A 24,377-nucleotide genomic window follows, 5' to 3' on the forward strand; every position below is an offset into this window, starting at 1 on the left:
TCGCGCCCTTGGTCCCGTTAGTCAGCGCTTGCGGACCGCTTTGGCGATGATGCCGACGAAGCCCGCGAACCCGAGCCCGAAGACGAGGATCAGCGCCATGACCAGCGTGTCGGGGGCGGGCTGGGCCAGGTAGCGGACGCCGATGCCGATGAACAGCAGGCCCGAGAGCAGCGACAGCCAGTCGGTCCTATGCGGCACGGTGTACCTCCACGTCGCCGATGCCGGCCTTGATGTGCAACTCGATGACGGGCGCGGTGCCGGAGGAGGCGACGTCGGGTTCGAGCACCTTGTCGTGGTGGACGTCGGCGCCGCCCTGCACCGAGTGCTCGATCTTCACGTCGCCCAGCCTGGTGTAGCCGAACACCTCGACGCGGGCCGTGCGGGGCACGATGATCTTGAGCTCCCCGATGGACACCGAGGCGTCGAACCGGGTGCGCGACCCGGGCGCGAGCTTGGTCTCCCGCAGGTCCAGGGTGCCGTCGCCGATGCCCACCGCGTACGAGCGCACGGCCTGCGAGCTGTCGACCGGCTCCCAGGTATAGCTGCCGATCTTCTTAGGAATACCGTTCACCGTCGACCCCGCCACCAGGAGAAGAGACATGATCGTGCCGGTCGCCACCAGGCCCGCGCCCCGGCCGAGCCAGGTCGCGACCAGCAGCCCGGAGCCGATCGTGATGAGTACGACCCCGCCGACCACGGGCAGGTTGAACGTGCTGGAGGACGACTGCGCGGCCACCATGATCCCTCCGACCACGAACGCGACGAACATCGTGATGGCGCCGGTGAAGGACTTCGGCCGCTTCGGGCGGTCGGGCCGTGCCAGGCCGGCGCCGCCTCCGCCGTAACCCCAGTCGTGCGGCTCGTAAGGCTGCGGCGGGGCGTACCGGCTGTAGGGTCCGCGCGGGGCGAACGGCTCACCCGAGGAGTCGAACCCACCGCCCAGTCGCACGGGCCCGTACCGCGACGAACCCGATGAGACCGGGATCTCCGGCGCGGCGGGAGGCGGTCCCGCGGGGGACGGCCCTGCGGGGGGCGCGTCCATGGGAGCGTGTACGGCCCTGCCGGGCGAAGCGTCGCGCGCCTCCTGGGCCAGGTCCGACAGGCGGCGGTACTCCGGCACCGCGGCGGCCCCCGGCACCGCGGCGGCCCCCGGCACCGCGCCGCCCCCCGGCCTCGCGGCGGCCCCCGGCACCGCGTCGGTCCCCGGTCTCGCGCCGGCGCCCGGCACCGCGTCGGCCACCGCGTCCGCCGGCGGGACCGAGTCAGAGAGCGGCTTCCCCCTGACCCGCTCCGGCAGGCTCCTGGCCAGGGCGAGCAGATCGGCGCCCTGGGCGTGCGCCGCCAGCAGGGCGATGGCCAGCAGCGTGCCCACGACGACCGTCGCGGTGCTGATGCCGTCGGCCGCCAGGTTGATGATCAGGCCGAGGGCGAAGACCGCCGCCAGCAATGCCATCACGGTCTCGGTGTCGAAGACCCTGCGGCTCCACTGCTCGGCGTATCCGGGGCCGCCGTCAGGGCTCCTCATCAGCAGGAACGCCGCGACGTAAAGCATGATGCCGATGCCGGAGCCCACGACGAGCGCGGCGAAGCCCACGCGGAAGATCACCGGATCCATCCCCGTGTGGCGGCCGAGCCCGGCGCACACCCCCGTGAGCATGCGTCCCTCGTCAGTACGCTTGAGCACACGCTCCTCATCCACAGATGGGAAGCTACCTGGCTCCTGCGTCGTGTCGGGTATGCCTGCTTCGGTCATGGCTCCATCGTGGCCGGGCGCGTGCCCTGCTCACCATCCGGGAGACCCCTGACTCGTCCCCGAGCCATCAGGGCAGGAGTCAGGGAGCGCCCTGATGCACGAAGTCCCTTTCACGTGTGACGATGCCCGAGAGATGTCTGAGACCCCCACCATTCCCGAGGCGTACCCGCGCATGGTCCGGCCGATGCGAGGCCGGCTCGTCGCGGGCGTCGCCCAAGGCGCCGCCGCCCAGTTGCGGCTCGACCCTGTCGTGCTGCGGCTGGCCTTCGTGCTGCTCAGCGTCCTCGACGGGCTCGGTCTCCTCGCGTACGCCGCGCTGTGGATGTTCACGCCGCGCGAGCAGTACGAAGGGGAGCCGCCGGGCCGCGACTGGGGCCAGGTGGCCGCGTACGGCGCGCTCGGCATGGCCCTGACGGCCTTCGGCTGGATCACGGGCGCGTCCACCGGAGGCATCGGCACCTGGTCGATCGCCGTGGGCGGCATCGGCAGCCTGATCCTCTGGCAGCAGGCCGAGCCCCGCCACCGCCAGCGCTGGATGACCGACGCGGTGAGGCAGGTGCGGCGGTCGTGGATCCGCACCGCCCTCGGGCTGCTTCTCGTGGTCGTCGGCGCGATCGGCTTCCTGGCGGCCCAGGGCAAGATCGCCGACGCCGGTCCTGGGCTGGTGTTCACCGCCGTCGTGGTCGGGGGCCTCGCGCTGATCGCGGCGCCCTGGCTCACCGGCCTGTGGAAGGAACTCCAGCGGGAGCGCCGCGAGCGCATCCGGCAGGAGGAGCGCGCCGAGATGGCCGCGCACGTCCACGACTCGGTGCTGCACACCCTCACGCTCATCCAGCGCAACGCGGGCGACCCCTTCGAGGTCACGCGGCTGGCCCGTTCGCAGGAGCGCGAGCTCCGCAACTGGCTCTACCAGCCCAAGGCGGACGCCGACGCCTCCATCGCCGCCGCGGTGCGCCGCGTGGCCGCCGAGATCGAGGACGAGCACGGCGTGCCCATCGAGATCGTCTGCGTGGGTGACTGCGACCTGGACGACGGGCTCCGCGCCATGCTGCACGCGGCACGGCAGGCCATGGTCAACGCGGCCAAGTACGCCGAGGCGCCGGTGATCTCCGTCTACGCAGAGGTGGAGGCGGGGGAGATCACCGTGTTCGTCAGGGATCGCGGCAAGGGTTTCAATATGGAGGACGTTCCCGACGACCGCATGGGCATCCGCCAGTCGATCATCGGCCGCATGGAGCGCCACGGCGGAAGCGCCCGGATCAAGACCGGACCGGGCGAGGGAACCGAAGTAATGCTGACGATGAAGCGGGAGCAGTCGTGATCCACGGTCTGACCCGGTGTTCGAGGGAGCCCTGAGAATGGTCAAGGTACTGATCGTGGACGACCACCGGCTCTTCCGGTCGGGAGTGCGCGCCGAGCTGGGCTCCCAGATCGAGGTGGTCGGCGAGGCCGAGGACGTCGAGTCCGCCGTCGCGGCCATCGAGTCGCTCAAGCCCGACGTGATCCTGCTCGACGTCCACATGCCCGGGGGCGGAGGCCAGGAGGTGCTGCGCCGGGTGCTCGGCTCGGGGTCCACGGTCCGGTTCCTGGCGCTCTCGGTCTCCGACGCGGCCGAGGACGTGATCGGCGTCATCCGCGGTGGAGCCCGCGGGTACGTCACCAAGACGATCAGCGGCAGGGAGCTGACGGACGCGATCGTCCGGGTCTCGGAGGGAGACGCGGTGTTCTCGCCGCGCCTCGCCGGGTTCGTGCTGGACGCCTTCGCCTCCACCGAGGCGCCCTCCATCGATCCCGAGCTCGACTCCCTGACGACGCGCGAGCGCGAGGTGCTGCGGCTGATCGCGCGGGGCTACGCGTACAAGGAGATCGCGAAGGAGCTCTTCATCTCGGTGAAGACCGTCGAGACCCACGTCTCCTCCGTCCTGCGCAAACTCCAGCTGTCGAACCGTCACGAGCTGTCCCGCTGGGCCACCGCCCGGCGTCTCGTGTGACCAATGCCCGGGCGGGGGCGTGACGGGTCGGCCAAGATTGGTCGCGTGACCACTCGCGCGCTTCTGCCGATCGTCCTCGCAGCCGTGCTGGCGGCGGGGTGCTCGTCTGTGGACTTCTGGAAGGACCAACTCTCCGAGCCGACCCCCCAGGCGTCCAGGTCGCCCCTGGCCCTCGGGCAGACGTTCGAGGAGGACGTCCAGCTCGCGCGCACCTTCACCGAGCGTTACTGGCAGCGGAAATTCGAGGCCGCGGGCCGGATCTACCGCCCCCTGCAGGAGTTCGTGGCGTACTCCGGAGAGGACGGCCCTTCCTGCGGCGGCCAGCCCGCCGTGGCCGAGAACGCCTTCTACTGCCCGGTCGGGCACTTCGTCGCCTACGACGAGACGTGGATGCGCTCGCTCTACGACAAGCTGGGCGACGGGGCCGTGTACGTGATCATCCCTCACGAGGTCGGCCATGCCATCCAGGCGCAGCTCATGCGCGACTTCAGTCTGAGCATCCAGCGGGAGCTCCAGGCCGACTGCTACGCGGGCGGGGCGCTGAGGGGCATGATCGACTCCAATATGCTGGAGGCTGAGACCGGAGACGACGCGGAGTTGCTCACCAACCTGGCGGCGGCGGGAGACCCGAGCGAGGCGTGGTGGCGCGAGGACGCCCACGGCACTCCGATCCAGCGCCAGCGGTCGTTCGCCACCGGCTTCAACAACGGCGTCGACGCGTGCTGACCTACACCGAGATGGGGACAGACATGATCCCCGGATACACCGCCAGACGGATGTGCCGTCGCGGGGCGGTCCCTAGCCTGGCGGTGTAGGCGCGGGCCAGGGAGGTGGTCATGGGTACGGAAACCGTCCGCGGAGCCGGCTGGGCGGCCAGGGGGTCCTGCCGGGGCGCCGATCCCGAGCTGTTCTTCCCCGTCGCCCCCTTCCTCGACCTGGAGGAGCGGGCGAAGGCCATCTGCGCCACGTGCCCGGTGGTCGCCGAGTGCCGGGCCTATGCCGTGCGGGCGGGGGAGCCCGAGGGCATCTGGGGTGGCCTCACCACCGACGAGCGCCGCCGCCTGCGCTTCCCCCGGGGCTGGCGACAGAGCGCCGCCTCATGACGCGGGACGTCCCCGCCCCCCGGTTCGTGGTCGGTGACGACCCCGCCTCCGGGCGCGCCGTCGCCCGCGGCCCCGCTGCGCGTCACGGTGAAGACCCGCGCCTCCTGCCCGCGGCCGTGGCCGTGCTCGTGGCGGCCAACGTGCTCAACAACCGCGTCGCCCGGCGGCTCGCGCCCGTGACCTCGGCCCTCGCGGCGGGCACGCTGGTGGGTCTCGCCCGGCGGTCGGGCCTGTCCTGGTCCGAGATGGGGTTCGGCGGCGGGAGCAGGGGGGTGAAGATCGGAGGGGCACTGGCGGTGGCCGTGGCGGCGGTGTACTCCTGCGGCGTCCTGCTGCCTTCGACCCGGCGTTTCTTCCGCGACGAGCGGGCTCTCGGGCTGTCGCGCGCCCGCCTTGCCGAGGAGGCCCTGGTGCAGGTCCCGCTGGGCACGGTCCTGCTGGAGGAGGTGGCGTTCAGGGGAGTGCTGCCCGCCGTGCTGCGCCGCTCGTACGGGGCGGGGGTGGCCGTCGCGGGCTCCTCGGCCCTCTTCGGGCTCTGGCACGTCCTCCCGTCGCTGGACATGGCCGCGGCCAACCCGGCGCTCGGCGGCCTCGCCGACGCGGGCTCGCCCGCGAGCGGGAGGGCGAGGGTCGTCGTGGGGTCCGTCGTCTCGACCGGGCTGGCGGGGGTGTTCTTCCACGAGCTCCGGCGGCGCGGGGGACTGCCGGCGCCGTCCCTGTTCCACCTGGCCACCAACTCGCTCGGCTTCCTCGCCGCCCGGGCCGCCAGGCGCCTCGACCGGCGAGGAGGCCGGGGCGCTCAGCCCGTGGGCACGACCTGGAAGGCCTCCGCGTAGCTGCCCTCGGGAAGCCCGGCGGCCTGGGCGGTGGCCGCGAGCCAGCCCTTGACGAACTCCTCCAGCGTCTCCAGATGGGCGGTCTGGCTCTCGTGCGCACGCAGGGCCGCGATCTTGCGGTCCACGGCCGAGGTGATGTCCACGTAGTGGTTCGGCGTCGGGCCGCCCGTGAGCCACACCTCGCGGGCCGTCCACGCCTCCAGCCCCTCCTCGACCAGAAGCTCGGGGAAGGCGTACGGGTTGCGAGCGTCGGGGTAGACCGCGTCGAGCGTCGCGCCGCCGACCGCGCGGTGGTCGGGGTGGCTTGGCCCGATGCGGGCGTAGTTGCGCTCGGGCGAGGAGGTGATCACCCGGTCGGGACGTACCTGGCGGATCACGCGCGCGATGTCGCGGCGCAGGCCGAGGGTCTGTTCAACGGTGCCGTCGGCGTAGCCGAGGAAGCGCAGGTCCTTCACCCCGACCCGCCTGGCGGCCTCGGTCTGCTCGGCCCGCCGCAGCGCGGCCATGCCACCGTTGTCCAGCGCGCGGTCGAACCCTCCGGCGTCGCCGTCGGTCACGATGCAGTACACGACCTGGATACCCTTGTCGGTGAGCGTCGCGATCGTGCCCGCCGCCCCGAAGTCCACGTCGTCCGGGTGAGCGGTCACCACGAGAATCGTGCTGATGTCGGCGTCGTCCAGTGCGGTCACGATCGTCCTCCTAGGTCCACAGGGCGGTGAACAAATGACCATCTCTCGATATTTCCAGCTTGAGGCAGCGATGCCCGGCCGGTCGAGCCGTTCCGGCGGCTGGGGCGGTGCCCGAAGAGGCTCCCGTTGTCGGTGGGCGGCCCTAATCTAGGGGCGTGTCGACCCGAGCCATGAATCCCACCGTTGATCATCCGCTGCTCGACGGGCTCAACCCGCAGCAGCGTGACGCCGTCGTCCACGCGGGCAGCCCGCTCCTGATCGTCGCGGGTGCCGGTTCGGGGAAGACACGGGTGCTCACCCACCGCATCGCCTACCTGCTCTCCGAGCGCGACGTCCAGCCTCAGGAGATCCTCGCGATCACCTTCACCAACAAGGCCGCGAAGGAGATGAAGGAGCGGGTCGACAAGCTCATCGGCCCGAGGTCCAAGGCCATGTGGGTGATGACCTTCCACAGCGCCTGCGTCCGCATCCTGCGCAGGGAGGCCAAGCGGCTCGGGTTCACCTCCAGCTTCTCGATCTACGACCAGGCCGACTCCCAGCGGCTGATGGCGATGGTCTGCCGCGAGCTCGACCTCGACCCCAAGCGCTACCCGCCGCGCTCGTTCTCGGCACAGGTCAGCAACCTCAAGAACGAGCTGATCGACTACGAGACGGCGGCAGAGAAGGCGCAGACCCATCTTGAGCGCACGCTCGCCGAGGCCTACCGCGGTTACCAGCGCAGGCTCACCGAGGCCGGCGCGATGGACTTCGACGACATCATCATGCTCACGGTCACCCTGTTCCAGCTCTTCCCCGATGTGGCCGAGCACTACCGCCGCCGGTTCCGCCACGTCATGGTCGACGAGTACCAGGACACCAACCACGCGCAGTACATCCTGGTCAGGGAGCTGGTCGGCCGTCCCGAGGTGCGCACCGCCGACGGCGACCTCGTGCGGGGCTCGGTCGATCCGGCCGAGCTGTGCGTGGTGGGCGACGCCGACCAGTCGATCTACGCCTTCCGCGGCGCATCGATCCGCAACATCCTGGAGTTCGAGCGCGACTATCCGGATGCCCGCACGATTTTGCTGGAGCAGAACTACCGCTCCACCCAGACGATCCTCTCGGCCGCCAACGCCGTTATCTCGCGCAACGAGAGCCGCAAGCCCAAGAACCTCTGGTCCGACCAGGGCGCCGGGCCCAAGATCATCGGATACGTCGCCGACAACGAGCACGACGAGGCCATGTTCGTCGCCCAGGAGGTCGACCGCCTCTCCGACGAGGAGGACGTGACGCCCGGCCAGGTGGCGGTCTTCTATCGCACCAACGCCGCGTCCCGCGTGTTCGAGGAGATCTTCATCCGCACCGGCCTGCCTTACAAGGTGGTCGGGGGCGTGCGCTTCTACGAGCGCAGGGAGGTCCGCGACCTGCTGGCCTACCTGCGGGTGCTCGCCAACCCCACCGACATGGTGTCGCTGCGGCGCGTGCTCAACGTCCCCAAGCGCGGCATCGGCGACCGGGCCGAGGCGATGATCGAGGCGTTCGCCGGCCGCGAGCGCGTCGGCTTCTGGGAGGCGCTCCGGCGCGCCGACGAGGCCCCCGGCCTGGCCACCAGGTCCCTCAACGCGATCAGGGAGTTCGTCGCGCTGCTCGACGATCTGCGGAGCAAGGAACTGCCGATCTCCGAGCTGGCCGAGGAGGTCCTGTCCAGCACGGGCTACCGCACCGAGCTGGAGACCTCCGGCGACCCGCAGGACGAGAGCAGGCTGGAGAACCTCAACGAGCTGATCTCCGTGGCCCAGGAGTTCGAGGAGGCCAACCCCGAGGGCACGCTCGTCGACTTCCTGGAGCAGGTCTCGCTGGTGGCCGACGCCGACCAGATCCCCGAAGGCGAGGACCATCAGGGCGTCGTCACGCTGATGACCCTGCACACCGCCAAGGGGCTGGAGTTCCCGGTGGTGTTCCTCACCGGCCTGGAGGACGGCGTGTTCCCCCACATGCGGTCCCTCGGCGAGCCGCGCGAGCTGGAGGAGGAGCGCCGCCTGGCCTATGTCGGCATCACCCGGGCCCAGCAGCGGCTCTACGTCTCGCGTGCCGCGGTCCGCAGCTCGTGGGGGTCTCCCGCCTTCAACCCCGCGTCCCGGTTCCTCGCCGAGGTGCCGTCCGACCTGCTCGACTGGCGTAGCGATCCCGGCAAGAGCGCCTGGAGCGCCGCGACCTCGCGCCAGAGCCGCACGGCTCCGGCCCCCAAGAAGGCCGGCGGGCGCGTGATCCCGAACCTCAGCCCGGGCGACCGCGTGACGCACGACACCTTCGGGCTCGGCACCGTGGTGACCGTCGACGGCATGGCCGAGAAGACCAAGGTCAAGATCGATTTCGGCTCCGGCGGCGAGAAGACCCTTCTCCTCGCCTACGCCCCCCTTGAGAAGCTCTAAGGCCGCTTCGGCCTCGAAGGGGCCGAACGTCAAGGCCGGTGACCTTCCTCACCGGGCCTTGACGTCACGGACGCTCAGTGCACCCGCGTGGCCGCGCGGGTGATGGTGGTGGTGAAGTCGGGGGTCGTCTCCGGAAGGTCGGTGTCGATGTCGTCCTCGTCGATGACGAGGTCGGCCGGGGGCGCCGTGATGGCGACCTTCTTACCCCAGGAGGTGAAGCGGACGTCGGTGAAGAGGGACAGGTCGAGCTTGCCGGTCGACAGCGGGAAGGCCGACTGGAACCGGCGGGGAAGCTGGTCGCTTCCGACCCACAGCTTCCACGGCAGCGCGACGGTCTTCTTGACCTTGAACGACTTGGACAGATCGGCGATCACCGGCGACACCTTGGAGAGCTGGGCCAGCGTGATGGAGCCGCGGAGCAGGGTGGTCCTGGCACCGCCGACCGTGCCGCCGGCCCCCTTGGCCTTAGCGGTCCCGAGAACGGCGTTCAGCACCTTCGGCTGGAGGATGTCGATCATGCTGTTGGTGGTGCTGCCACCCTTGGGCGCGGTGGTGCGCACCCAGGTCCTGCCGGCGGGCAGGAAGTCGTCGTACAGCGGGCTCTTCAGGTAGGCCTTTCCGTCCAGCACGATCACGCGGACCGTGGCGTCGCCGCCCTCGCCGCCGAAGCTTGAGACGGTCTTGGTGTCGGACGCGTCGACGCCCGACTTCCCGAAGCGGAGGGCGCCGTACTGGCGGGTCCGGAAGAGGTCGTCCCCGTCCAGCTTCATACGCGTGGTCTCGTCGATGTGGACGGTGGTCTTCTTCGCGAACTGCGACCGCAGTGCGTCGACCGAGTTCTTGGGGGCCGCCTGGGTGGGGGCCGCATGCGCGGTGGACGGCGCGGCCATCGCCAGCGCGGGTGCCACCAGAGCGGTCGCGGCTAGGGCGATCAATCGCCTCATTGGGGGGTTCCTCCCGTTACAAGACCCTCTCCCCGTCGTCGAGGGTCCGAGCATTCTCGCGAGTCAAGATCACGAGAGAATCACGAGGCGCGCTGGACAGATGGCTATGCGGCGAACTAAGGTTCGTGTACGAAATTTCAAGTACGAACTTTATGGGGGCCATGGAGGAGAAAGAGGCGACTGCGGAGATCGCCCGGCTGTATCCGGCGATCTATCGGCGGTTCAAGGCATCCGCCCGTCCCGTGGACGGATCGGGCCTGACCGCCCGCATGCACGCCGTCCTCGGGCACCTGACCGCTTCCGGCCCGCTCACCGTGGGAGAGCTGGCCGAACACCTGCGCCTTTCCAAGGCCGCGACCACCGAGCTCGTCGACCGGGTCGAGGAGCGCGGCCTGGTCGCCCGGATCCGGGACGAGCGCGACCGGCGCCGGGTCTTCGTCTGGGTGACCGACGAGGGCCGTACGGCTGCGGCCGCCGTGCGTCCGAAGGTCCTGGAGGACGACGCGCTGGCGCGGGCGGTGAAGCGGATGACCGAACAACAGAGGCAAGCGCTCGTGGAAGGACTGCGGGCACTTCTCGGAGAGGAAGAACAAGGATGAGCGTTCAGACCTGCGAAAGCTGCGGGATGCCGATGGCGACCGCCGAGGACCACGCGCCCGGCCACCCGGACGGCGCCTGGTGCGCGCACTGCGCGCCCGAGGGGACCCTGCAGCCGTTCGAGGAGCGGTTCGAGCGGATGGTGCAGTGGCAGACCCAGCGCACCGGCCAGTCGCGCGCCGAGGCCGAGACGGCCACCAAGGCGTACATGCGCACTCTGCCCGCTTGGCGCGACCACCCGGCGCTTCGCGAAGAGGCACGCTAGACGCGGAAGCGGGGGCGGTATCCCGGCCGGAGTGGACGTAGATCCACGCCGGTCCGGGTGTATGGGCGGCCAATCATGACAAAAGCCGGTCAGGGGTGTCTTTTGTGAAATTTGTGGAAATTTGCTGTATCTCATTACCCGCTGCCATGGGGTAAAGACCCCCCGGCGAGCGTTCCAGGTCCCGGTGGCGGCTAGGCTTCTGAGGCCAGGCTTCCGGCAGATCGCGGGTGCCCCGAGGTCTGGCCCTCAACGTAGAGAAGAAGTCAGCCGGACAAGCAAGGACGGACCCTCGTGGACCTGTTCGAACATCAGGCGAAGGAGCTCTTCGCGGAGTATGGCATCCCGGTGCCGCGCGGCGTCGTCGCGCACACCGTGGAGGAGGCACGCGCGGCAGCAGAGCAGCTGACCGGTCGCGTTGTCGTCAAGGCCCAGGTCAAGACCGGGGGCAGGGGCAAGGCCGGAGGCGTCAAGGTCGCCTCCGACGCCGCTGACGCCGAGCAGAAGGCCACCGACATCCTCGGCATGGACATCAAGGGTCACACGGTTCACAAGGTCCTCGTCGAGGAGGCCAGCGCGATCGCGGAGGAGTACTACTTCTCCTTCCTGCTCGACCGCGCGAACCGCACCTTCCTCGCCATCTGCTCCGCCGCGGGCGGCATGGAGATCGAAGAGGTCGCGCACACGTCGCCCGACAAGGTCGCCCAGATCCCGGTCTCCCCGCTGACCGGCGTCGACCGCGGCCGGGCCCGTGAGATCGCGCAGGCCGGCGGCCTGCCCGAGGCCGCGCTCGACGGCGCCGCCGACATCATCGAGAAGATCTGGGCCGTCTTCGTCGACGAGGACGCCACCCTGGTCGAGGTGAACCCCATGATCCTGACCGAGGACGGTCAGGTGAAGGCGCTCGACGGCAAGGTCACCCTCGACGACAACGCCTCCTTCCGCCAGGCCGAGCACGGCTCCTACGCCGACAAGGCCGCGGAGGACCCGCTTGAGGCCAGGGCCAAGGAGAAGGACCTCAACTACGTCAAGCTCGACGGTTCCGTAGGAATCATCGGCAACGGCGCGGGCCTGGTCATGTCGACGCTCGATGTCGTCGCCTACGCGGGCGAGCAGTACGGCGGGCAGAAGCCGGCCAACTTCCTCGACATCGGCGGCGGCGCCTCGGCCGAGGTCATGGCCAACGGCCTGGAGATCGTCCTGTCCGACCCGAGCGTCAAGTCGGTGTTCGTGAACGTCTTCGGCGGCATCACCTCGTGTGACGCGGTCGCCAACGGCATCGTCTCGGCCTTCAAGCTGCTCGACGAACGGGGCGAGACCGTGACCCACCCCCTCGTCGTCCGGCTGGACGGCAACAACGCCACCCTCGGGCGGCAGATCCTGTCCGACGCGGCACTGGCCCGCGTCGAACTCGTCGACACGATGGACGAAGCGGCCAAGCGCGCCGCCGAGCTCGCTGCGGTAGGTGCGTAATGGCAATCTGGCTGACCGAGAACAGCAAGATCATCGTCCAGGGCATCACGGGTTCCGAGGGGTCGAAGCACACCCGTCGCATGCTCAAGGCCGGTGCCAAGGTCGTCGGCGGTACGAACCCCCGCAAGGCGGGCACGACCGTTGACTTCGACGGCGTGGAGCTGCCGGTCTTCGCGACCGTGGCCGAGGCCATGGCCGCCACGGGCGCCGACGTCACCGTGATCTTCGTCCCGCCGGCGGGCACCAAGTCCGCCGTCATCGAGGCGATCGACGCCGAGATCCCGCTCGCCGTCGTCATCACCGAGGGCGTGCCGGTCCACGACAGCACCGAGTTCTGGGCCTACGCGATCTCCAAGGGCGCCAGGACCCGCATCATCGGGCCGAACTGCCCCGGCATCGCCTCGCCCGGAGCCTCCAACGCCGGCATCATCCCGGCCGACATCACCTCGGCGGGCCGCATCGGCCTGGTGAGCAAGTCGGGCACGCTGACCTACCAGCTGATGTACGAGCTGCGCGACATCGGGTTCTCCACGGCGGTGGGCATCGGGGGCGACCCGGTGATCGGCACGACGCACATCGACGCGCTGGAGGCCTTCCAGGCCGACCCCGAGACCGAGGCGATCGTGATGATCGGCGAGATCGGCGGCGACGCCGAGGAGCGCGCGGCGGCCTACATCGAGGAGCACGTGACCAAGCCGGTCGTGGCCTACGTGGCGGGGTTCACCGCTCCGGAGGGCAAGACCATGGGCCACGCCGGGGCCATCGTCTCGGGCTCCGCGGGCACCGCCCAGGCCAAGAAGGAAGCCCTGGAGAAGGTCGGCGTCCGCGTCGGCAAGACCCCGAGCGAGACCGCCCGCCTCATGCGCGAGGTCATGCGCTCGCGCTGAGGGCCCACCTCTGCACGCGCTACGCGAAGAACGCCCGGTCACATCGACCGGGCGTTCTCGCGTCCCCGGCGATCGGCGGCTCCCCGCGCGGCCGTACGACCCGGAGGCCGCCGTACGGACCGGAGCCCTCCGGACGGCCCCGGAGACCGCCGCACGGCCCGGAAGCCCAAGGTGGTCCGGAGTGGTGAAACGGGGCGCAGAGAAGGGACGCTTGATCGGTCCGGGGACAAAGGGTGCGACACGCGGGCGCGGTAGGCCCGTCCGGGCCGTACATGCTGAGACCATCGACTACTGTGACGGCCCTTCTCGACCAGCTCCGGGCGGCCCCCCGCACCGTGCTCAGCCGCATCCCCCTCGCGGGGGGCGGAAGTGACGACGACGAGGCCCGCCGTCCGCTGCCCGTCTCCGCGATGCTCGCCGCCGTCTGGACCCTGGGCGTCGGCCTCGCCGTCCTGACCACGCTCACCCTCATCGGGTGGATCGCCGCGCCGCGCGGGGCGTTCGGGCAGGGGCTTCCGGGGGTGTTCCGGGCGGCCTGCCAGGTGTGGCTGGCCGCGCACCATGCCGGGTTCGCCATTCCCGGCGGGCGGGTCGGCCTGCTGCCCCTCGGCCTGATGGTGCTGCCCGCCGCCCTGCTGTACCGCGCCGCGATCTGGATGGCGCGGGACGCCGACCTGCGGCTCCGGCTGCCCGCCCGGCTGCCGAAGGGAAGCACCAAAGACCTGGCCAACGCCCGGCGCCGTGCCCAGCTCGTGCTGATCGCCCAGGCGGGCATCTCGCTGGCCGCGCCGTACGCCCTGCTCGCCGGGATGATCGCGCTGGTCGCGCGGAACAACGTGACCCAGCCGTTCGTCGGAGAGGCCCTGCTGAGCCACCTCGTGCTGGCGTTCGTCGCGGGGTCGCTGGCGACCGCGCGCACCATCGGGCCCTGGCGTTCCATGCTCCGGCTGCTTCCCGAGCGCGCGAGGTCGGTCGTGGTCGGTACGGCGGTCGCCCTCACGACGATGCTCGCGGCCGGGCTCGTGCTCGTGCTCGCGGCGGTCGTCATGAACTTCGGGCAGGTCCAGCGGCTGTCGGATCTGCTGGCACCGGGGTTCATCGGCGGGCTGCTCCTGCTGCTCGTGGAGACGCTCTACCTCATCAACTTCGTGATCTGGGGCGTGGCGTACATCAGCGGGCCGGGTTTCGCGCTCGGCACCGGCACCCTCGTCGCGCCCACCGGCGTCCAACTCGGTACCGTGCCCGCCCTGCCGGTCCTCGGCGGGCTGCCCGACTCGGGCGTGACGTCTCCGTGGATCATGGGAGTGCTCGCGATCCCCTTCCTCGCGGGGGCGGTCGCGGGAGTGGTCGTCGCGCGTATCGCGCCGACCCCGCATTTCGAGTCGGCGCCGCTGTGGGGGTTCGTCTGCGGGCTCGCCACAGGGCTGTCGGCCGGGATGCTCGCGGCGCTCGCGGGCGGCCCGCTCGGCGGCGCCCGCCTCTCTGCCGTGGGCCCCTCCGCCTGGGAGGTGGCGCTGTCGGTCGCCCTGGAGGTCGGCGTCGCCGCGGGCATCTCCGCCGGGCTGGCCAACTGGTGGCTGATGTTCCACGGCGCCCGTGTCCCCGCGCCGGCGCCCGTGCGCAAGGCCGGGGACGCCATCGTCAAGGTGGCGAGCAAGGTGAAGCCGGCCACGCCACCCGCCGCCGACCGGCTCCCGGGACACTGGATGGACGCCACCGAGGCCGACACCCAGCCCATCCCGGTGATCCGCGCCGACTGGGCCGACGAGCACGCCTCCGCCGCCGCCGAGACCTTCGAGCCCGTCCCCGGCAAGACCCCCGCGGGGAAGGGCCTGGTCACGGGGAAGGGCCCGGCGAAGAAGGGGCCGGCCGGCACGCGGCCCGCCGCCGCGAAGGGCCGGGCTGACGGCAAGCGCGAGGAGCCCAGGCCGCCGCGCCGCGACATCGTCGACGAGTCGGACGACCGCGGCGGTCACATCATCTACGTCGATCCGTACGCCTGGGACCGCGATCCCTGATCACCGGCCGCGACCGGAGTACGGCCGCGACCAGGGACCGCCGGAAAGCGGGTGCCACACGTGGGGAAGGCGGCCTCTAGGCGTGGGCGCGTGAGCCCTCGCCGCTGGGCGACGGCTCGAACAGGACCTCGTCGGGATAACACCACGCCCAGTCCTCGCCGGGTTCGAACGACTCGGCGATCGGATGGCCGATGGTGGTGTAGTGGCGGGTCGCGTGCCGGTTGGGCGAGGAGTCGCAGCAGCCGACGTGACCGCAGGTCAGGCAGGTGCGCAGGTGGACCCAGCGCGACCCCGTCGCAAGGCACTCCTCGCAGCCGAGGACGGTGTGCGGCTCTACGTCGCGGACGAGGTCGAGGTGCGTGCAGACGTTCACAGGATCTCCTAGAGCTTCTCGGGCATGCGCACGGTCACGCGGTCGACCTGAAGCGGTCTCCCTCCCCGGCGGGACGCCGAGGCCCCAATACCGGTATATCTCCATATGGAGGTCACGATGGCCGCCCGATCCGAGGATTACGGAGCGAAGGGAAATCTCAGACTGCCCTTCGGGATGAACGGGAGCCTACGCTCCATCCCCTGTTCGAGCCCGGTGACACACGTCTGCTGGGCGGTCGCCGTGCCCGCCCCCTTCATGCACTCGGTGTAGGCGGTGAGCTCGCCGCTGAAGTACATCTGGAACCACGTCACCGACGCCGCCATGACGATCGAGAAGATCGAGATCAGCAACCCCGCTATTGGCATGATCACCGGCCGGCGCTTCGCGGACCGCGTCTTCCACGCCCGGACGCACACGATGATCGAGAAGCCGCCCAGAGCCAGGCCCAGCACGGGCATCAGCAGTGTCAACGCCAGCGCGCCTATGGAGAGCAGCAGCGCCCGGCGCCCGACCTCGACCCCCGAAGCCTCCGCGGGTGGTAGCACCTGACCTCCTCTGCGTCATGGAGCGGGCGGGCCGATACGCTGACAGCCGTACCCGTCAACGTCGCCCCGAAGGAGTGCAGCCCTGTCGGCTCGGCTCGTCGTCCTCGTCTCCGGTTCGGGGACCAACCTACAGGCCCTGATGGATGCCGCCGCTGCTGACGCGTACGGCGCTCGCGTCGTCGCCGTCGGCGCCGACCGCGATGGCATCGAGGGCCTCGCCCGCGCGCGGCGCGCGGGTCTTCCGACCTTCGTGGTCAAGCTGGCCGACTTTCCTTCGCGGGCGGCCTGGGACGAGGCACTCCGCACGGAGATCGCCTCCCACGAGCCCGACCTCGTCGTCTCGGCGGGGTTCATGAAGATCCTCGGCCCCGAGGTGCTCCAGGCCTTCTCGGTCGTGAACACCCATCCGGCCCTGCTGCCGTCGTTCCCCGGCGCGCACGCGGTCGCCGAGGCACTCGCGTACGGCGTGCGCGTGACCGGGTGCACGGTCCACCTCGTCGACGCGGGCGTGGACACCGGTCCGGTCATCGCCCAGGAGGCCGTGGCCGTGAGGGACGGGGACGACGAGGACACGCTCCACGAGCGTATCAAGATCGTCGAGCGCCGCCTGCTCGTCGAGGTCGTGGGCCGCATGGCCCGGGACGGCTGGACCGTGGCGGGCCGTCACGCCCGTCTGGGCCCGGCTCCAGACCCGGTGCCGGAAGCTCCGGGCGAGCCGGTTTCTCTGAGCCAGTCGCAATCTCCGGCCCGTCCAGGAGCCCTGGGTCTGCCGGAAACAGGGAGGAGCACGAAGTGACCCGCATCGCCATCCGGCGCGCGCTGATCACGGTATATGACAAGTCCGGGCTGGAGGAGCTCGCCCGGGCTCTGGACGCCGCGGGCGTCGAGATCGTGTCCACGGGGGGCACGGCGTCGAAGATCGCCTCGTTCGGCGTGCCGGTGACCCCCGTCGAGTCGCTGACCGGCTTCCCCGAGTGCCTCGGAGGCCGGGTCAAGACCCTGCACCCCAGGGTGCACGCGGGCCTTCTGGCCGACGGCTCGAACCCCTCCCACGTCAAGCAGCTCGAAGAGCTGGAGATCGAGCCGTTCGAGCTGGTCGTGGTCAACCTCTACCCCTTCCAGGAGACGGTGGCCTCCGGGGCGTCCGAGCCCGAGTGCGTGGAGCAGATCGACATCGGCGGCCCCGCCATGATCCGGGCGGCGGCCAAGAACCACGGCACGGTGGCCGTGGTCGTCGACCCGCGCGGGTACGGCGACGTGCTGAGGGCCATCGAGGAGGGCGGCTTCACCGAGCCCCAGCGCCGCCGGCTCGCCGCCCAGGCCTACGCGGCCACCGCCTCGTACGACACGGCCGTGGCCTCGTGGTTCTCCAGTGTGTACGCCGCGGGCGACGAGAGCGCGTGGCCGTCGTTCATGGGCGCGGCCTGGAAGCGCAGGGCCGTGCTCCGGTACGGCGAGAACCCCCACCAGGGCGCCGCGCTGTACTCCGGCGGCCAGGACGGCCTCGCCAACGCCGAGCAGTTGCACGGCAAGGAGATGTCCTACAACAACTACGTCGACGCGGACGCCGCCTGGCGGGCCGCGTGGGACTTCTCCGAGCCCGCCGTCGCGATCATCAAGCACGCCAACCCGTGCGGCCTCGCGGTCGGCTCCGACGTGGCCGAGGCCCATCGCAAGGCCCACGAGTGCGACCCGGTGTCGGCGTACGGCGGCGTGATCGCGGTGAACGGCGAGGTGACCGAGGAACTGGCCGAGCAGATCGCGCCGATCTTCACCGAGGTCGTCGTGGCCCCCTCGTTCGCTCCCGAGGCGCTGGCCGTGCTCACCAAGAAGAAGAACATCCGGCTGCTGCGCTGCCCCTCCGGCCCGTCCAACCCGGCCGAGTTCCGCCGCGTCGACGGCGGCCTCCTCGTCCAGACGGTCGACCGGGTGGACGCCCCCGGCGACGACCCGTCCACGTGGGAGCTCAGGGCGGGGGAGGCGGCCTCGCCCGAGACGCTCGCGGACCTGGCGTTCGCGTGGAGGTCCTGCCGCTCGGTGAAGTCGAACGCGATCCTGCTCGCGCACGACGGGGCCACGGTGGGCGTGGGCATGGGCCAGGTCAACCGGGTCGACTCGGCCCACCTGGCCGTGTCGCGCGCCGGTGACCGCGCGCGAGGGGCCGTGGCGGCCTCCGACGCGTTCTTCCCCTTCGCCGACGGGCTCCAGGTCCTCATCGACGCGGGGGTCAAGGCGGTCGTCGAGCCCGGGGGGTCGATCCGCGACGAGGAGGTCATCGAGGCCGCCTCCAAGGCGGGGATCACCCTCTACTTCACCGGCACCCGCCACTTCTTCCACTGAGGACGCCCGCTCCAGGGGCACGGATCGCCCGTCCCCTGGAACAATCTTGGACACGCCGGTAACAAGCACGCGTCCGCGTCCACTTCCCAGTGTCAGAAGACGAATACCTGGGACGAAGGGGGCGGGCGGTGACGGACGACTCTCAACGGTTCACCACCATGTACGACGAGTGCCGGCAGAGCGTGTGGGCTTACGTGGTCAGCCGAGCGGGCCGGCAGGTCGCCGACGAAGTGGTCAGCGAGACGTTCGCGATCGCCTGGCGCAGGTTCGACGACGTGCCCGACCCGGCGCTGCCGTGGCTGCTGGGGGTGGCCCGTAACGTGCTGCGCGACAACATCCGCGCGGAGATCAAGCGGGAGTCGCTCGCGGGCGAGTTGCGCGCCTGGACCGAGGGAGACCACGCCGAGCAGGTGGCCGAGCGCCTGGCCGTCATCACGGCGCTGGCCTCCCTGCCCGAGGACGACCGCGAGATCCTCGTCCTGGTCGCCTGGCAGGGCCTCACCCCGCGCGACGCCGCGCGCGTCGTCGGCTGCTCCCCGGCGGCCTTCCGCGTACGGCTGCACCGCGCGCGCAGGCGGCTGGAACGAGCCGTGGAGGCGTCGCCGGTCGCGGTCCCCCGGTCCCGGGTACGGAACCTCACCGAGGAGTGGTCATGAACCCGATGGACCAACTACGGGCCGCGCGCCCCGCGCATCTCGACACCCCCGTGGACGAGGCCACCAGGGCCTCCGAGCTCTCGTACGCCATGGCGGGGGCAAGGACGCGGCGCACCCGTAGGATCGCCAAGCCGGTCTGGGGAGGACTGGCCCTGGCGGGGGCGGCCACCGTCACGGCCGTCGCCGTCGCGGTCTCCGGGACCGGTGGCACGACGCCGCGCGCCCCCTCCCTGTCGGAGGCCGCCCCGTCCAGCGCGGGGACGACTCCGGTGATCCGGCTCTCCGCGCAGCGGATCCTGCTCGCCGCCGCCGATTCGTCGCTCAGAGCGCGTGTGTCGACCGGGGCGTACTGGTATGTCGACAGCGTGATCGGGAGCGCCTACGAAGCGGGCACCCAGACGCGCTACCTGGTGCACTCCACGACCTCCCACCGGCTGTGGATCGCCAGGTCGCCGCGGGGGGAGAGCTGGTTCGTGGACCGCAACCTCGGGACCAGGCCCGCCAAGGGGGCGGAGGACGCCTGGGCGCGCGACGGTTCGCCGGCGAAGTGGTCGGTGGAGCTCCCCAAGCCGAAGGCGGACGACAAGAACGCCCTCGGGCGGATGGAGCTGGACTCCACGCCCGGCAGGCCGTTCGGCAACCCCGTCAACGACGGCGACAAGGTGTTCGAGCTCGCGGGCGGCAATGTGTCGGTGGCCGATCTCCAGGCGCTGCCCACCACGGCGAAGGCCCTGAAGCAGCGGCTGCTCGAAGGCTACGCGGGGCACGGCACCGAGTCCGACGACCCGCAGGACGCGGACTCCTGGCTCTACCAGGTGACATCAGGGCTGCTTCGCGACATGCCGGTCAAGCCCGCCGTTCGCGCCGCCGCCTACAAGGTGCTCGCCGGGCTTGGCGGCGTGCGGTCGCTGGGCGAGGTGACCGACACGCTCGGCCGCACCGGGCAGGGGATCGCGCGCCCCGAGAACTGGTCAGGAGGCCGGTTCGAGCGGCAGCTCATCATCGATCCCGAGACCGGCATCCTGCTGACCGACCAGATCGTGGCGGTGCGGGCGACCGGGGGGTACGCCTGGGCGAAGCCGGGCACTCCGATCTGGTGGGAGGCCACGAGGGAGGCCGCCTGGACCGACAAGGCTCCCGAGAAGCCGTAGCCGGCGAGTCCCCCGCGAAGCCGTAGCCGGCGAGGGTCCCGGGAAACCCGAGTGGAGGAGCCGCCGCGGCGGCGTCGTAGTTCGCGGTGCCGCCCCCGTGCCTGTCGAAGGACATGGCCGGGGGCGCCCGTTTCTGGGGTACCCCTAGGGCGTGGCCCGGCCGGTCTACCGTATTCATCGTGGCGGCGACGTCTTTTCGCCGGCCGCCGGGTCTACCCGTAGAGATGGCGCAGGTGCCGTTCGACTCACCTCCGAAGGAGAACCTCGTGGAACTGCCGGCGATCACGTCACGCGAAGAATGGCGCAAGGCCCGGGAAGCGCTGCTTGTGAAGGAGAAGGAGGCCAGCCGCGCGAGGGACGCCCTCAACGCCGAGCGCCGGGCCCTGCCCATGGTCGAGATCGACAAGGAGTACGTCTTACAGGGGCCGCACGGCGAGGCCCGCCTGATCGATCTGTTCGACGGCCGCCGCCAGCTCATGGTCTACCACTTCATGTGGATCCATGACGCCGACGAGGGGTGCACGAGCTGCTCGTTCCTCGTCGACCACGTCGGCGACCTGCGGCACCTGCACAGTTGCGACACCTCGCTGGCGCTGGTCTCGCGGGCGCCGCTGGCCTCCATCGAGCGGTTCAGGAAGCGCATGGGCTGGAGCGTGCCGTGGTACTCCTCCGAGGGCGGCGACTTCAACTACGACTTCCACGCCAGCAACGACGAGGCCGTGGCCCCCGTGGAGTACAACTACATGGACAAGGCCACCCTTGAGGCCAAGGGCATGCAGTTCTTCACGCAGGGCGACGGGCACGGCCTGAGCGTCTTCCTGCGCGACGGCGACCGCGTCTTCCACACCTACTCGACGTACGGGCGCGGGCCCGAGGTCCTGCTGAACACCTACAACTACCTCGACCTGACCCCGCTCGGCCGTCAGAAGTACGTCAACGAGTTCCCCCACCACGACCGGTACGACGACGGCGAGCCGGCCGCCTGCCACTGAGCGGCAGGCCATGCCCCGCCCCCTCAGAGCGCGGCCTGAGGGGGCGGCATGGGAGGATGGCGAGTTGTGAGCGCGCAGATTCTCGACGGCAGGGCCACCGCGGCCAAGATCAAGGGCGACCTGGCGGAGCGGGTGAGCAGGCTCGCCGCCCAGGGCATCACGCCGGGTCTCGGCACGATCCTTGTAGGCGACGACCCGGGCAGCCAGATCTACGTCGCGGGCAAGCACCGTGACTGCGCGGAGGTCGGCATCGCCTCGATCCGCAAGGATCTTCCCGACACCGCCACCCAGGCCGAGGTGGAGGCGGCGATCGACGAGCTCAACGCCGATCCCGCCTGCACGGGCTACATCGTGCAGCTCCCGCTGCCCCGCCACCTCGACACCCAGTCGCTGATCGAGCGTATGGACCCGTCGAAGGACGCCGACGGCCTGCATCCGGTCAACCTCGGCCGCCTCGTCCACATGGTCGACGCCCCGCTTCCCTGCACGCCCCGCGGCATCGTGGCGCTCCTGCAGGAGTACGGCGTGCAGATCAAGGGCGCCGACGTCACCGTCATCGGCCGCGGCATCACCGTCGGCCGCCCGCTCGGCCTGCTGCTGACCCGCCGCACCGAGAACGCCACCGTGACCCTCTGCCACACCGGCACCCACGACCTCCCCTCCCGCGTGCGCGAGGCCGACATCGTCGTGGCCGCCGCCGGGGTCCCCGGGCTGATCACGGCCGAGATGGTGAAGCCCGGGGCCGCCGTGCTCGACGTCGGCGTCTCCCGGGTCGACGGCAAGCTCGCGGGCGACGTGGCGCCGGGCGTCAAGGAGGTCGCCGGGTTCGTCGCCCCGAACCCCGGCGGCGTCGGCCCGATGACCCGCGCGATGCTGCTCACCAACGTCGTCGAGGCCGCCGAGCGCCTCGCCCGGTAGCCCGCCCACCAACGTCGCCGAGGCCGCCGGGCCCCCGCTCACCCCGATGGGGAGGTGGGCCACCGGTAGAGGTGTTCGGGGCGGCCGGTGGTGCCGTAGCGCAGGGCCACGGTGATCCGGCCGTCGGCCGCGAGGTCCGAGAGGTAGCGCTGGGCCGTCGCGCGCGACAGCCCGAGCCGCGACGCGACGTCCGTGGCCGTCACGGGTTCGCCCGCGTCGCGTACGGCGTCGATGACCAGCCGTGCCGTCTGACTCGACCGTCCCTTGCGGATCGCGGCGTCCACGCGGTCGCCCTCGTGCAGCACCCGCACGGCGCGGTCGATCTCCGACTGGTCGAGGGCGTGGTCGCCGCCGAGCTGCCCGTGGAACCGCGCGTACGCGCGCAGCCGCTCGGCCAGGTCGGCCTCGGAGAACGGCTTGACCAGGTAGTTCACGACCCCCCGGCGGAGCGCCTCTCGTACGACCGCCCGTTCGGCGGCGGCGGTCAGCATGATGACGTCGCATCCGAGGCGCGGGGCGATGGACGTTCCCGAGTCGTCCGGGAGGTACTGGTCGAGGAGCGCCAGATGGGGGCGCAGGCGCGCGGCCAGCTCGACGGCCTCGGCGGCCGTGCAGGCGACGCCTGCGACCTCGAACCCCGGCACCCGGCTCACGTAGCGCGCGTGCAGGTCCGCCACCCGGAAGTCGTCGTCGACGACCAGCACGCGGATCATGGCGGATCGACGGCGCCGGGGAGCCGGGTCACGAAGACGGCCCCGCAGTCGGCGCCCGAGGCGCGGGTGAGGGACAGCTCGCCGCAGTGCCGGCGCGTCAGCCGCCGGGCGAGCGCGAGGCCGACGCCGTGCGGCCGGGCGTCGTCGGCGGCGGTGGTGAAGTCCTGGTCGAACAGCCGGTCGACGGCCTCCGGCGGCACGCCGTCGCCGCTGTCGACCACGACCATGTGGAGGATGTCGGCCTCGGCGAGCAGGGACACCTCCACCCAGGCGGGACGCCGCGAGCCGGCCTGGGCGGCGGCCGTGGCGTTGTCGACCAGGTTGCCGAGGATCGTGACGACGTCCAGCGGTGCCCTGAGCCGGGCGGGGACGAACGAGTCGGCGCTCAGGCGCAGGTCGACCCCGCACTCGGAGGCGACGGCCGTCTTGGCGGCGAGCAGCCCCCGGATGTAGGGGTCGCGCAGCCGCCCGGCGTCGCCGTACTCGGTGGCCAGAGGGTCTTCGGCCAGCTCCCGCAGGTAGGCGATCGCCTCGTCGCGGTGACCCAGGCTGAGCAGGCCCGACACGGTGTGCAGGCGGTTGGTGTACTCGTGGGCCTGGGCCCGCAGGGCGTCGGAAAGCGCCCGCACGACATCCAGCTCGCGGGCCATCGCGTCCAGGTCGGTGCGGTCGCGCATGGTCAGCACGTGGCCGAGGTCACGGTCGCTGCGGCGTACGGGCGCGGCCGTGACGACGAGCATGCGGTCCTCGGTGGCCACCAGCACGCCCCGCGCGCTGGTGCGCCCCGCCAGCAGGGTGCGCAGGCCGGGCGGCAGCCCCGCGTCCGCGACCAGGGAGCCCGGCACTGGCCGTCCGCCGATGAGGCGGGCCGCCGCGTCGTTGCAGATGGTGATGCGCCCGGTGGGGTCGGCGGCGAGCACGCCCTCGTCGATGCCGTGCAGCACGGCCTCGCGCTCGCGGAGCAGGTCGGCGAGGTCGGTCGGCTCCAGCCCGAGGGTCTGGCGCTTGAGGCGGCGGGCGAGCCCGGCGGCGGCCACGACGCCGAGCGCCAGGGCCAGTCCGGTGAACCCGGCGGCGGGGCGCATCAGGTCGCCGATGCGCCGGGACACCTCGCCCGCCGCGATGCCGACGCTGACCTGGCCGATCACGCGGCCCGTGGCGCTCAGCAGGGGGACCTTGCCCCGGGCCGACAGGCCCAGCGTGCCGCGCTCGAAGGTGACGATCTCGTGCCCGCTCAGGGCCTCGGGCTCGGTGCTGACCCGCTGCCCGAGGCGGCTGGTGTCGGGGTGGGAGTAGCGGATGCCGTGGTCGTCGGCGACGACCACGAAGAGCACGCCCGTGCGGAGCCGCGCGGCCTCAGCGCGCCGCTGCACGTCGCCCGAGCGGTCGTGGGCGGCGACCTCCTGGACGATCTGGTCGTCGGCCGCCACCGAGCGCGCGACGGCGAGTGCCCGCTGCTCGTACTGCTTCTCCAGCTCCGCGTGGAGAAGGTAGGCCACCAGCGCGAAGCCGCTTCCGAGGATCAGCAGAAGCACGGCGACCTGGACGAGCAGGGCCTGTGTCGCGAAGCGCAGACGGGGCCTCTCACCGGGCCAGGACATGGCAAGCACGATACCCGCGCGCGTGGCGTATGACCGCATGAGCTAAATGCGCAAAACGCAACTTACGCGCATTGCTCATTCAACTGGCACAAGCCTAGTGAGATCCGTCACACCGCCCTACGGT

At 71.2% G+C, this 24,377-nt stretch carries 25 protein-coding genes; 17 read left to right on the forward strand and 8 right to left on the reverse strand.

All coding sequences use genetic code 11. The annotated features are described in order from the left end of the window. Nucleotides 1-21: 21 nt before the first annotated feature. Together ACGFIV_RS17290 and ACGFIV_RS17295 are read right to left on the reverse strand one after the other, a co-directional pair. Nucleotides 22-198, reverse strand: coding sequence for a hypothetical protein (locus ACGFIV_RS17290; protein WP_358559855.1), 177 nt, complete (start codon nt 196-198; stop codon nt 22-24). Beyond that, a complete protein-coding gene (locus ACGFIV_RS17295) occupies nt 188-1,684 on the reverse strand; it encodes a PspC domain-containing protein (protein ID WP_392835843.1) in 1,497 nt (498 codons plus the stop codon). Before ACGFIV_RS17295 ends, ACGFIV_RS17290 begins: the two co-directional genes overlap by 11 nt. Before the next feature lie 202 nt (nt 1,685-1,886). Between ACGFIV_RS17295 and ACGFIV_RS17300 the strand changes: the two genes are divergently transcribed. From ACGFIV_RS17300 to ACGFIV_RS17320, 5 genes are all read left to right on the forward strand, one after another. Next, complete coding sequence (locus ACGFIV_RS17300) at nt 1,887-3,074, forward strand: PspC domain-containing protein (RefSeq protein WP_358553767.1); 1,188 nt, start codon at nt 1,887-1,889, stop codon at nt 3,072-3,074. A 37-nt stretch (nt 3,075-3,111) separates the two neighbouring features. Further along, nucleotides 3,112-3,744, forward strand: a complete 633-nt coding sequence (locus tag ACGFIV_RS17305) for a response regulator transcription factor (RefSeq protein WP_358553765.1) — start codon at nt 3,112-3,114, stop codon at nt 3,742-3,744. A gap of 45 nt (nt 3,745-3,789) precedes the next feature. Continuing rightward, nucleotides 3,790-4,470, forward strand: coding sequence for a neutral zinc metallopeptidase (locus tag ACGFIV_RS17310; RefSeq protein ID WP_358553764.1), 681 nt, complete (start codon nt 3,790-3,792; stop codon nt 4,468-4,470). Between the two features lie 110 nt (nt 4,471-4,580). Continuing rightward, on the forward strand, nt 4,581-4,847 hold the full coding sequence (locus ACGFIV_RS17315) for a WhiB family transcriptional regulator (protein ID WP_358553762.1): 267 nt from the start codon (nt 4,581-4,583) through the stop codon (nt 4,845-4,847). Continuing rightward, nucleotides 4,844-5,683, forward strand: coding sequence for a CPBP family intramembrane glutamic endopeptidase (locus ACGFIV_RS17320; RefSeq protein ID WP_392835849.1), 840 nt, complete (start codon nt 4,844-4,846; stop codon nt 5,681-5,683). The genes ACGFIV_RS17315 and ACGFIV_RS17320 overlap by 4 nt, the downstream gene beginning before the upstream one ends. Here ACGFIV_RS17320 and ACGFIV_RS17325 read toward each other — a convergent pair. Then, nucleotides 5,647-6,375 carry a PIG-L deacetylase family protein gene (locus ACGFIV_RS17325; protein WP_358553793.1) on the reverse strand — a complete coding sequence of 243 codons (729 nt, stop codon included), beginning with the start codon at nt 6,373-6,375 and terminating at the stop codon, nt 5,647-5,649. The genes ACGFIV_RS17320 and ACGFIV_RS17325 overlap by 37 nt on opposite strands. A gap of 167 nt (nt 6,376-6,542) precedes the next feature. Between ACGFIV_RS17325 and pcrA the strand changes: the two genes are divergently transcribed. Beyond that, on the forward strand, nt 6,543-8,783 hold the full coding sequence (gene pcrA / locus ACGFIV_RS17330; RefSeq protein ID WP_392835999.1) for a DNA helicase PcrA: 2,241 nt from the start codon (nt 6,543-6,545) through the stop codon (nt 8,781-8,783). A 74-nt stretch (nt 8,784-8,857) separates the two neighbouring features. On the opposite strand, the gene ACGFIV_RS17335 is transcribed toward pcrA, so the two are convergent. After that, nucleotides 8,858-9,727: a hypothetical protein gene (locus tag ACGFIV_RS17335; RefSeq protein ID WP_358553759.1), complete on the reverse strand. Its 870-nt coding sequence runs from the start codon at nt 9,725-9,727 to the stop codon at nt 8,858-8,860. Nucleotides 9,728-9,888: 161 nt separating this feature from the next. Here ACGFIV_RS17335 and ACGFIV_RS17340 point away from each other — a divergent pair, with 161 nt between their 5' ends. The 5 genes from ACGFIV_RS17340 to ACGFIV_RS17360 all read left to right on the forward strand — a co-directional run bounded on the left by ACGFIV_RS17340 (nt 9,889) and on the right by ACGFIV_RS17360 (nt 14,964). Further along, entirely contained in the window at nt 9,889-10,326 is a 438-nt protein-coding gene (locus ACGFIV_RS17340; RefSeq protein WP_358553757.1) for a MarR family winged helix-turn-helix transcriptional regulator, read from the forward strand. After that, nucleotides 10,323-10,589, forward strand: a complete 267-nt coding sequence (locus ACGFIV_RS17345; RefSeq protein ID WP_392835851.1) for a zinc ribbon domain-containing protein — start codon at nt 10,323-10,325, stop codon at nt 10,587-10,589. The genes ACGFIV_RS17340 and ACGFIV_RS17345 overlap by 4 nt, the downstream gene beginning before the upstream one ends. Nucleotides 10,590-10,880: 291 nt before the next feature. Beyond that, nucleotides 10,881-12,059, forward strand: a complete 1,179-nt coding sequence (gene sucC, locus ACGFIV_RS17350) for an ADP-forming succinate--CoA ligase subunit beta (protein ID WP_358553753.1) — start codon at nt 10,881-10,883, stop codon at nt 12,057-12,059. After that, complete coding sequence (sucD, locus tag ACGFIV_RS17355) at nt 12,059-12,946, forward strand: succinate--CoA ligase subunit alpha (protein ID WP_358553751.1); 888 nt, start codon at nt 12,059-12,061, stop codon at nt 12,944-12,946. Before sucC ends, sucD begins: the two co-directional genes overlap by 1 nt. A 293-nt stretch (nt 12,947-13,239) precedes the next feature. After that, entirely contained in the window at nt 13,240-14,964 is a 1,725-nt protein-coding gene (locus ACGFIV_RS17360) for a DUF6350 family protein (RefSeq protein ID WP_358553749.1), read from the forward strand. A 76-nt stretch (nt 14,965-15,040) separates the two neighbouring features. Here the strand turns inward: ACGFIV_RS17360 and ACGFIV_RS17365 are convergent, their stop codons facing one another. Together ACGFIV_RS17365 and ACGFIV_RS17370 are read right to left on the reverse strand one after the other, a co-directional pair. After that, nucleotides 15,041-15,337, reverse strand: a complete 297-nt coding sequence (locus tag ACGFIV_RS17365) for a UBP-type zinc finger domain-containing protein (protein ID WP_392835856.1) — start codon at nt 15,335-15,337, stop codon at nt 15,041-15,043. A gap of 137 nt (nt 15,338-15,474) precedes the next feature. Further along, entirely contained in the window at nt 15,475-15,882 is a 408-nt protein-coding gene (locus ACGFIV_RS17370; RefSeq protein WP_358553745.1) for a hypothetical protein, read from the reverse strand. A gap of 82 nt (nt 15,883-15,964) precedes the next feature. Here ACGFIV_RS17370 and purN point away from each other — a divergent pair, with 82 nt between their 5' ends. From purN to ACGFIV_RS17400, 6 genes are all read left to right on the forward strand, one after another. Beyond that, on the forward strand, nt 15,965-16,678 hold the full coding sequence (gene purN, locus ACGFIV_RS17375) for a phosphoribosylglycinamide formyltransferase (protein WP_358553789.1): 714 nt from the start codon (nt 15,965-15,967) through the stop codon (nt 16,676-16,678). Then, entirely contained in the window at nt 16,675-18,222 is a 1,548-nt protein-coding gene (gene purH / locus ACGFIV_RS17380) for a bifunctional phosphoribosylaminoimidazolecarboxamide formyltransferase/IMP cyclohydrolase (protein ID WP_358553743.1), read from the forward strand. Before purN ends, purH begins: the two co-directional genes overlap by 4 nt. A 128-nt stretch (nt 18,223-18,350) precedes the next feature. Further along, nucleotides 18,351-18,878: a sigma-70 family RNA polymerase sigma factor gene (locus ACGFIV_RS17385; RefSeq protein ID WP_358553741.1), complete on the forward strand. Its 528-nt coding sequence runs from the start codon at nt 18,351-18,353 to the stop codon at nt 18,876-18,878. Next, nucleotides 18,875-20,029, forward strand: a complete 1,155-nt coding sequence (locus ACGFIV_RS17390) for a CU044_5270 family protein (RefSeq protein ID WP_358553739.1) — start codon at nt 18,875-18,877, stop codon at nt 20,027-20,029. Before ACGFIV_RS17385 ends, ACGFIV_RS17390 begins: the two co-directional genes overlap by 4 nt. Before the next feature lie 266 nt (nt 20,030-20,295). Next, complete coding sequence (locus tag ACGFIV_RS17395; protein ID WP_358553737.1) at nt 20,296-21,021, forward strand: DUF899 domain-containing protein; 726 nt, start codon at nt 20,296-20,298, stop codon at nt 21,019-21,021. Between the two features lie 66 nt (nt 21,022-21,087). Next, entirely contained in the window at nt 21,088-21,939 is an 852-nt protein-coding gene (locus tag ACGFIV_RS17400) for a bifunctional methylenetetrahydrofolate dehydrogenase/methenyltetrahydrofolate cyclohydrolase (RefSeq protein WP_358553735.1), read from the forward strand. A gap of 38 nt (nt 21,940-21,977) precedes the next feature. On the opposite strand, the gene ACGFIV_RS17405 is transcribed toward ACGFIV_RS17400, so the two are convergent. Both ACGFIV_RS17405 and ACGFIV_RS17410 read right to left on the reverse strand, forming a co-directional pair. Then, nucleotides 21,978-22,652 (reverse strand): response regulator, encoded by a 675-nt coding sequence (locus ACGFIV_RS17405; protein ID WP_392835862.1) that lies wholly within the window; start codon nt 22,650-22,652, stop codon nt 21,978-21,980. After that, nucleotides 22,649-24,253, reverse strand: coding sequence for a sensor histidine kinase (locus ACGFIV_RS17410; RefSeq protein ID WP_358549095.1), 1,605 nt, complete (start codon nt 24,251-24,253; stop codon nt 22,649-22,651). The genes ACGFIV_RS17405 and ACGFIV_RS17410 overlap by 4 nt, the downstream gene beginning before the upstream one ends. Nucleotides 24,254-24,377: the final 124 nt, after the last annotated feature.

The organism is Sphaerisporangium sp. NPDC049003, assembly GCF_043197795.1.
GTDB lineage: Bacteria > Actinomycetota > Actinomycetes > Streptosporangiales > Streptosporangiaceae > Sphaerisporangium.

Excerpts from the sequence above, each read along its gene's own strand:
- ACGFIV_RS17300 (WP_358553767.1), top strand. The coding sequence starts at position 1,887 with ATGTCTGAGACCCCCACCATTCCCGAGGCGTACCCGCGCATGGTCCGG.
- ACGFIV_RS17305 (WP_358553765.1), top strand. The coding sequence starts at position 3,112 with ATGGTCAAGGTACTGATCGTGGACGACCACCGGCTCTTCCGGTCGGGA.
- ACGFIV_RS17315 (WP_358553762.1), top strand. The coding sequence starts at position 4,581 with ATGGGTACGGAAACCGTCCGCGGAGCCGGCTGGGCGGCCAGGGGGTCC.
- ACGFIV_RS17320 (WP_392835849.1), top strand. The coding sequence starts at position 4,844 with ATGACGCGGGACGTCCCCGCCCCCCGGTTCGTGGTCGGTGACGACCCC.
- pcrA (WP_392835999.1), top strand. The coding sequence starts at position 6,543 with ATGAATCCCACCGTTGATCATCCGCTGCTCGACGGGCTCAACCCGCAG.
- ACGFIV_RS17335 (WP_358553759.1), bottom strand. The coding sequence starts at position 9,727 with ATGAGGCGATTGATCGCCCTAGCCGCGACCGCTCTGGTGGCACCCGCG.
- ACGFIV_RS17340 (WP_358553757.1), top strand. The coding sequence starts at position 9,889 with ATGGAGGAGAAAGAGGCGACTGCGGAGATCGCCCGGCTGTATCCGGCG.
- ACGFIV_RS17345 (WP_392835851.1), top strand. The coding sequence starts at position 10,323 with ATGAGCGTTCAGACCTGCGAAAGCTGCGGGATGCCGATGGCGACCGCC.
- sucD (WP_358553751.1), top strand. The coding sequence starts at position 12,059 with ATGGCAATCTGGCTGACCGAGAACAGCAAGATCATCGTCCAGGGCATC.
- ACGFIV_RS17390 (WP_358553739.1), top strand. The coding sequence starts at position 18,875 with ATGAACCCGATGGACCAACTACGGGCCGCGCGCCCCGCGCATCTCGAC.
- ACGFIV_RS17405 (WP_392835862.1), bottom strand. The coding sequence starts at position 22,652 with ATGATCCGCGTGCTGGTCGTCGACGACGACTTCCGGGTGGCGGACCTG.
- ACGFIV_RS17410 (WP_358549095.1), bottom strand. The coding sequence starts at position 24,253 with ATGTCCTGGCCCGGTGAGAGGCCCCGTCTGCGCTTCGCGACACAGGCC.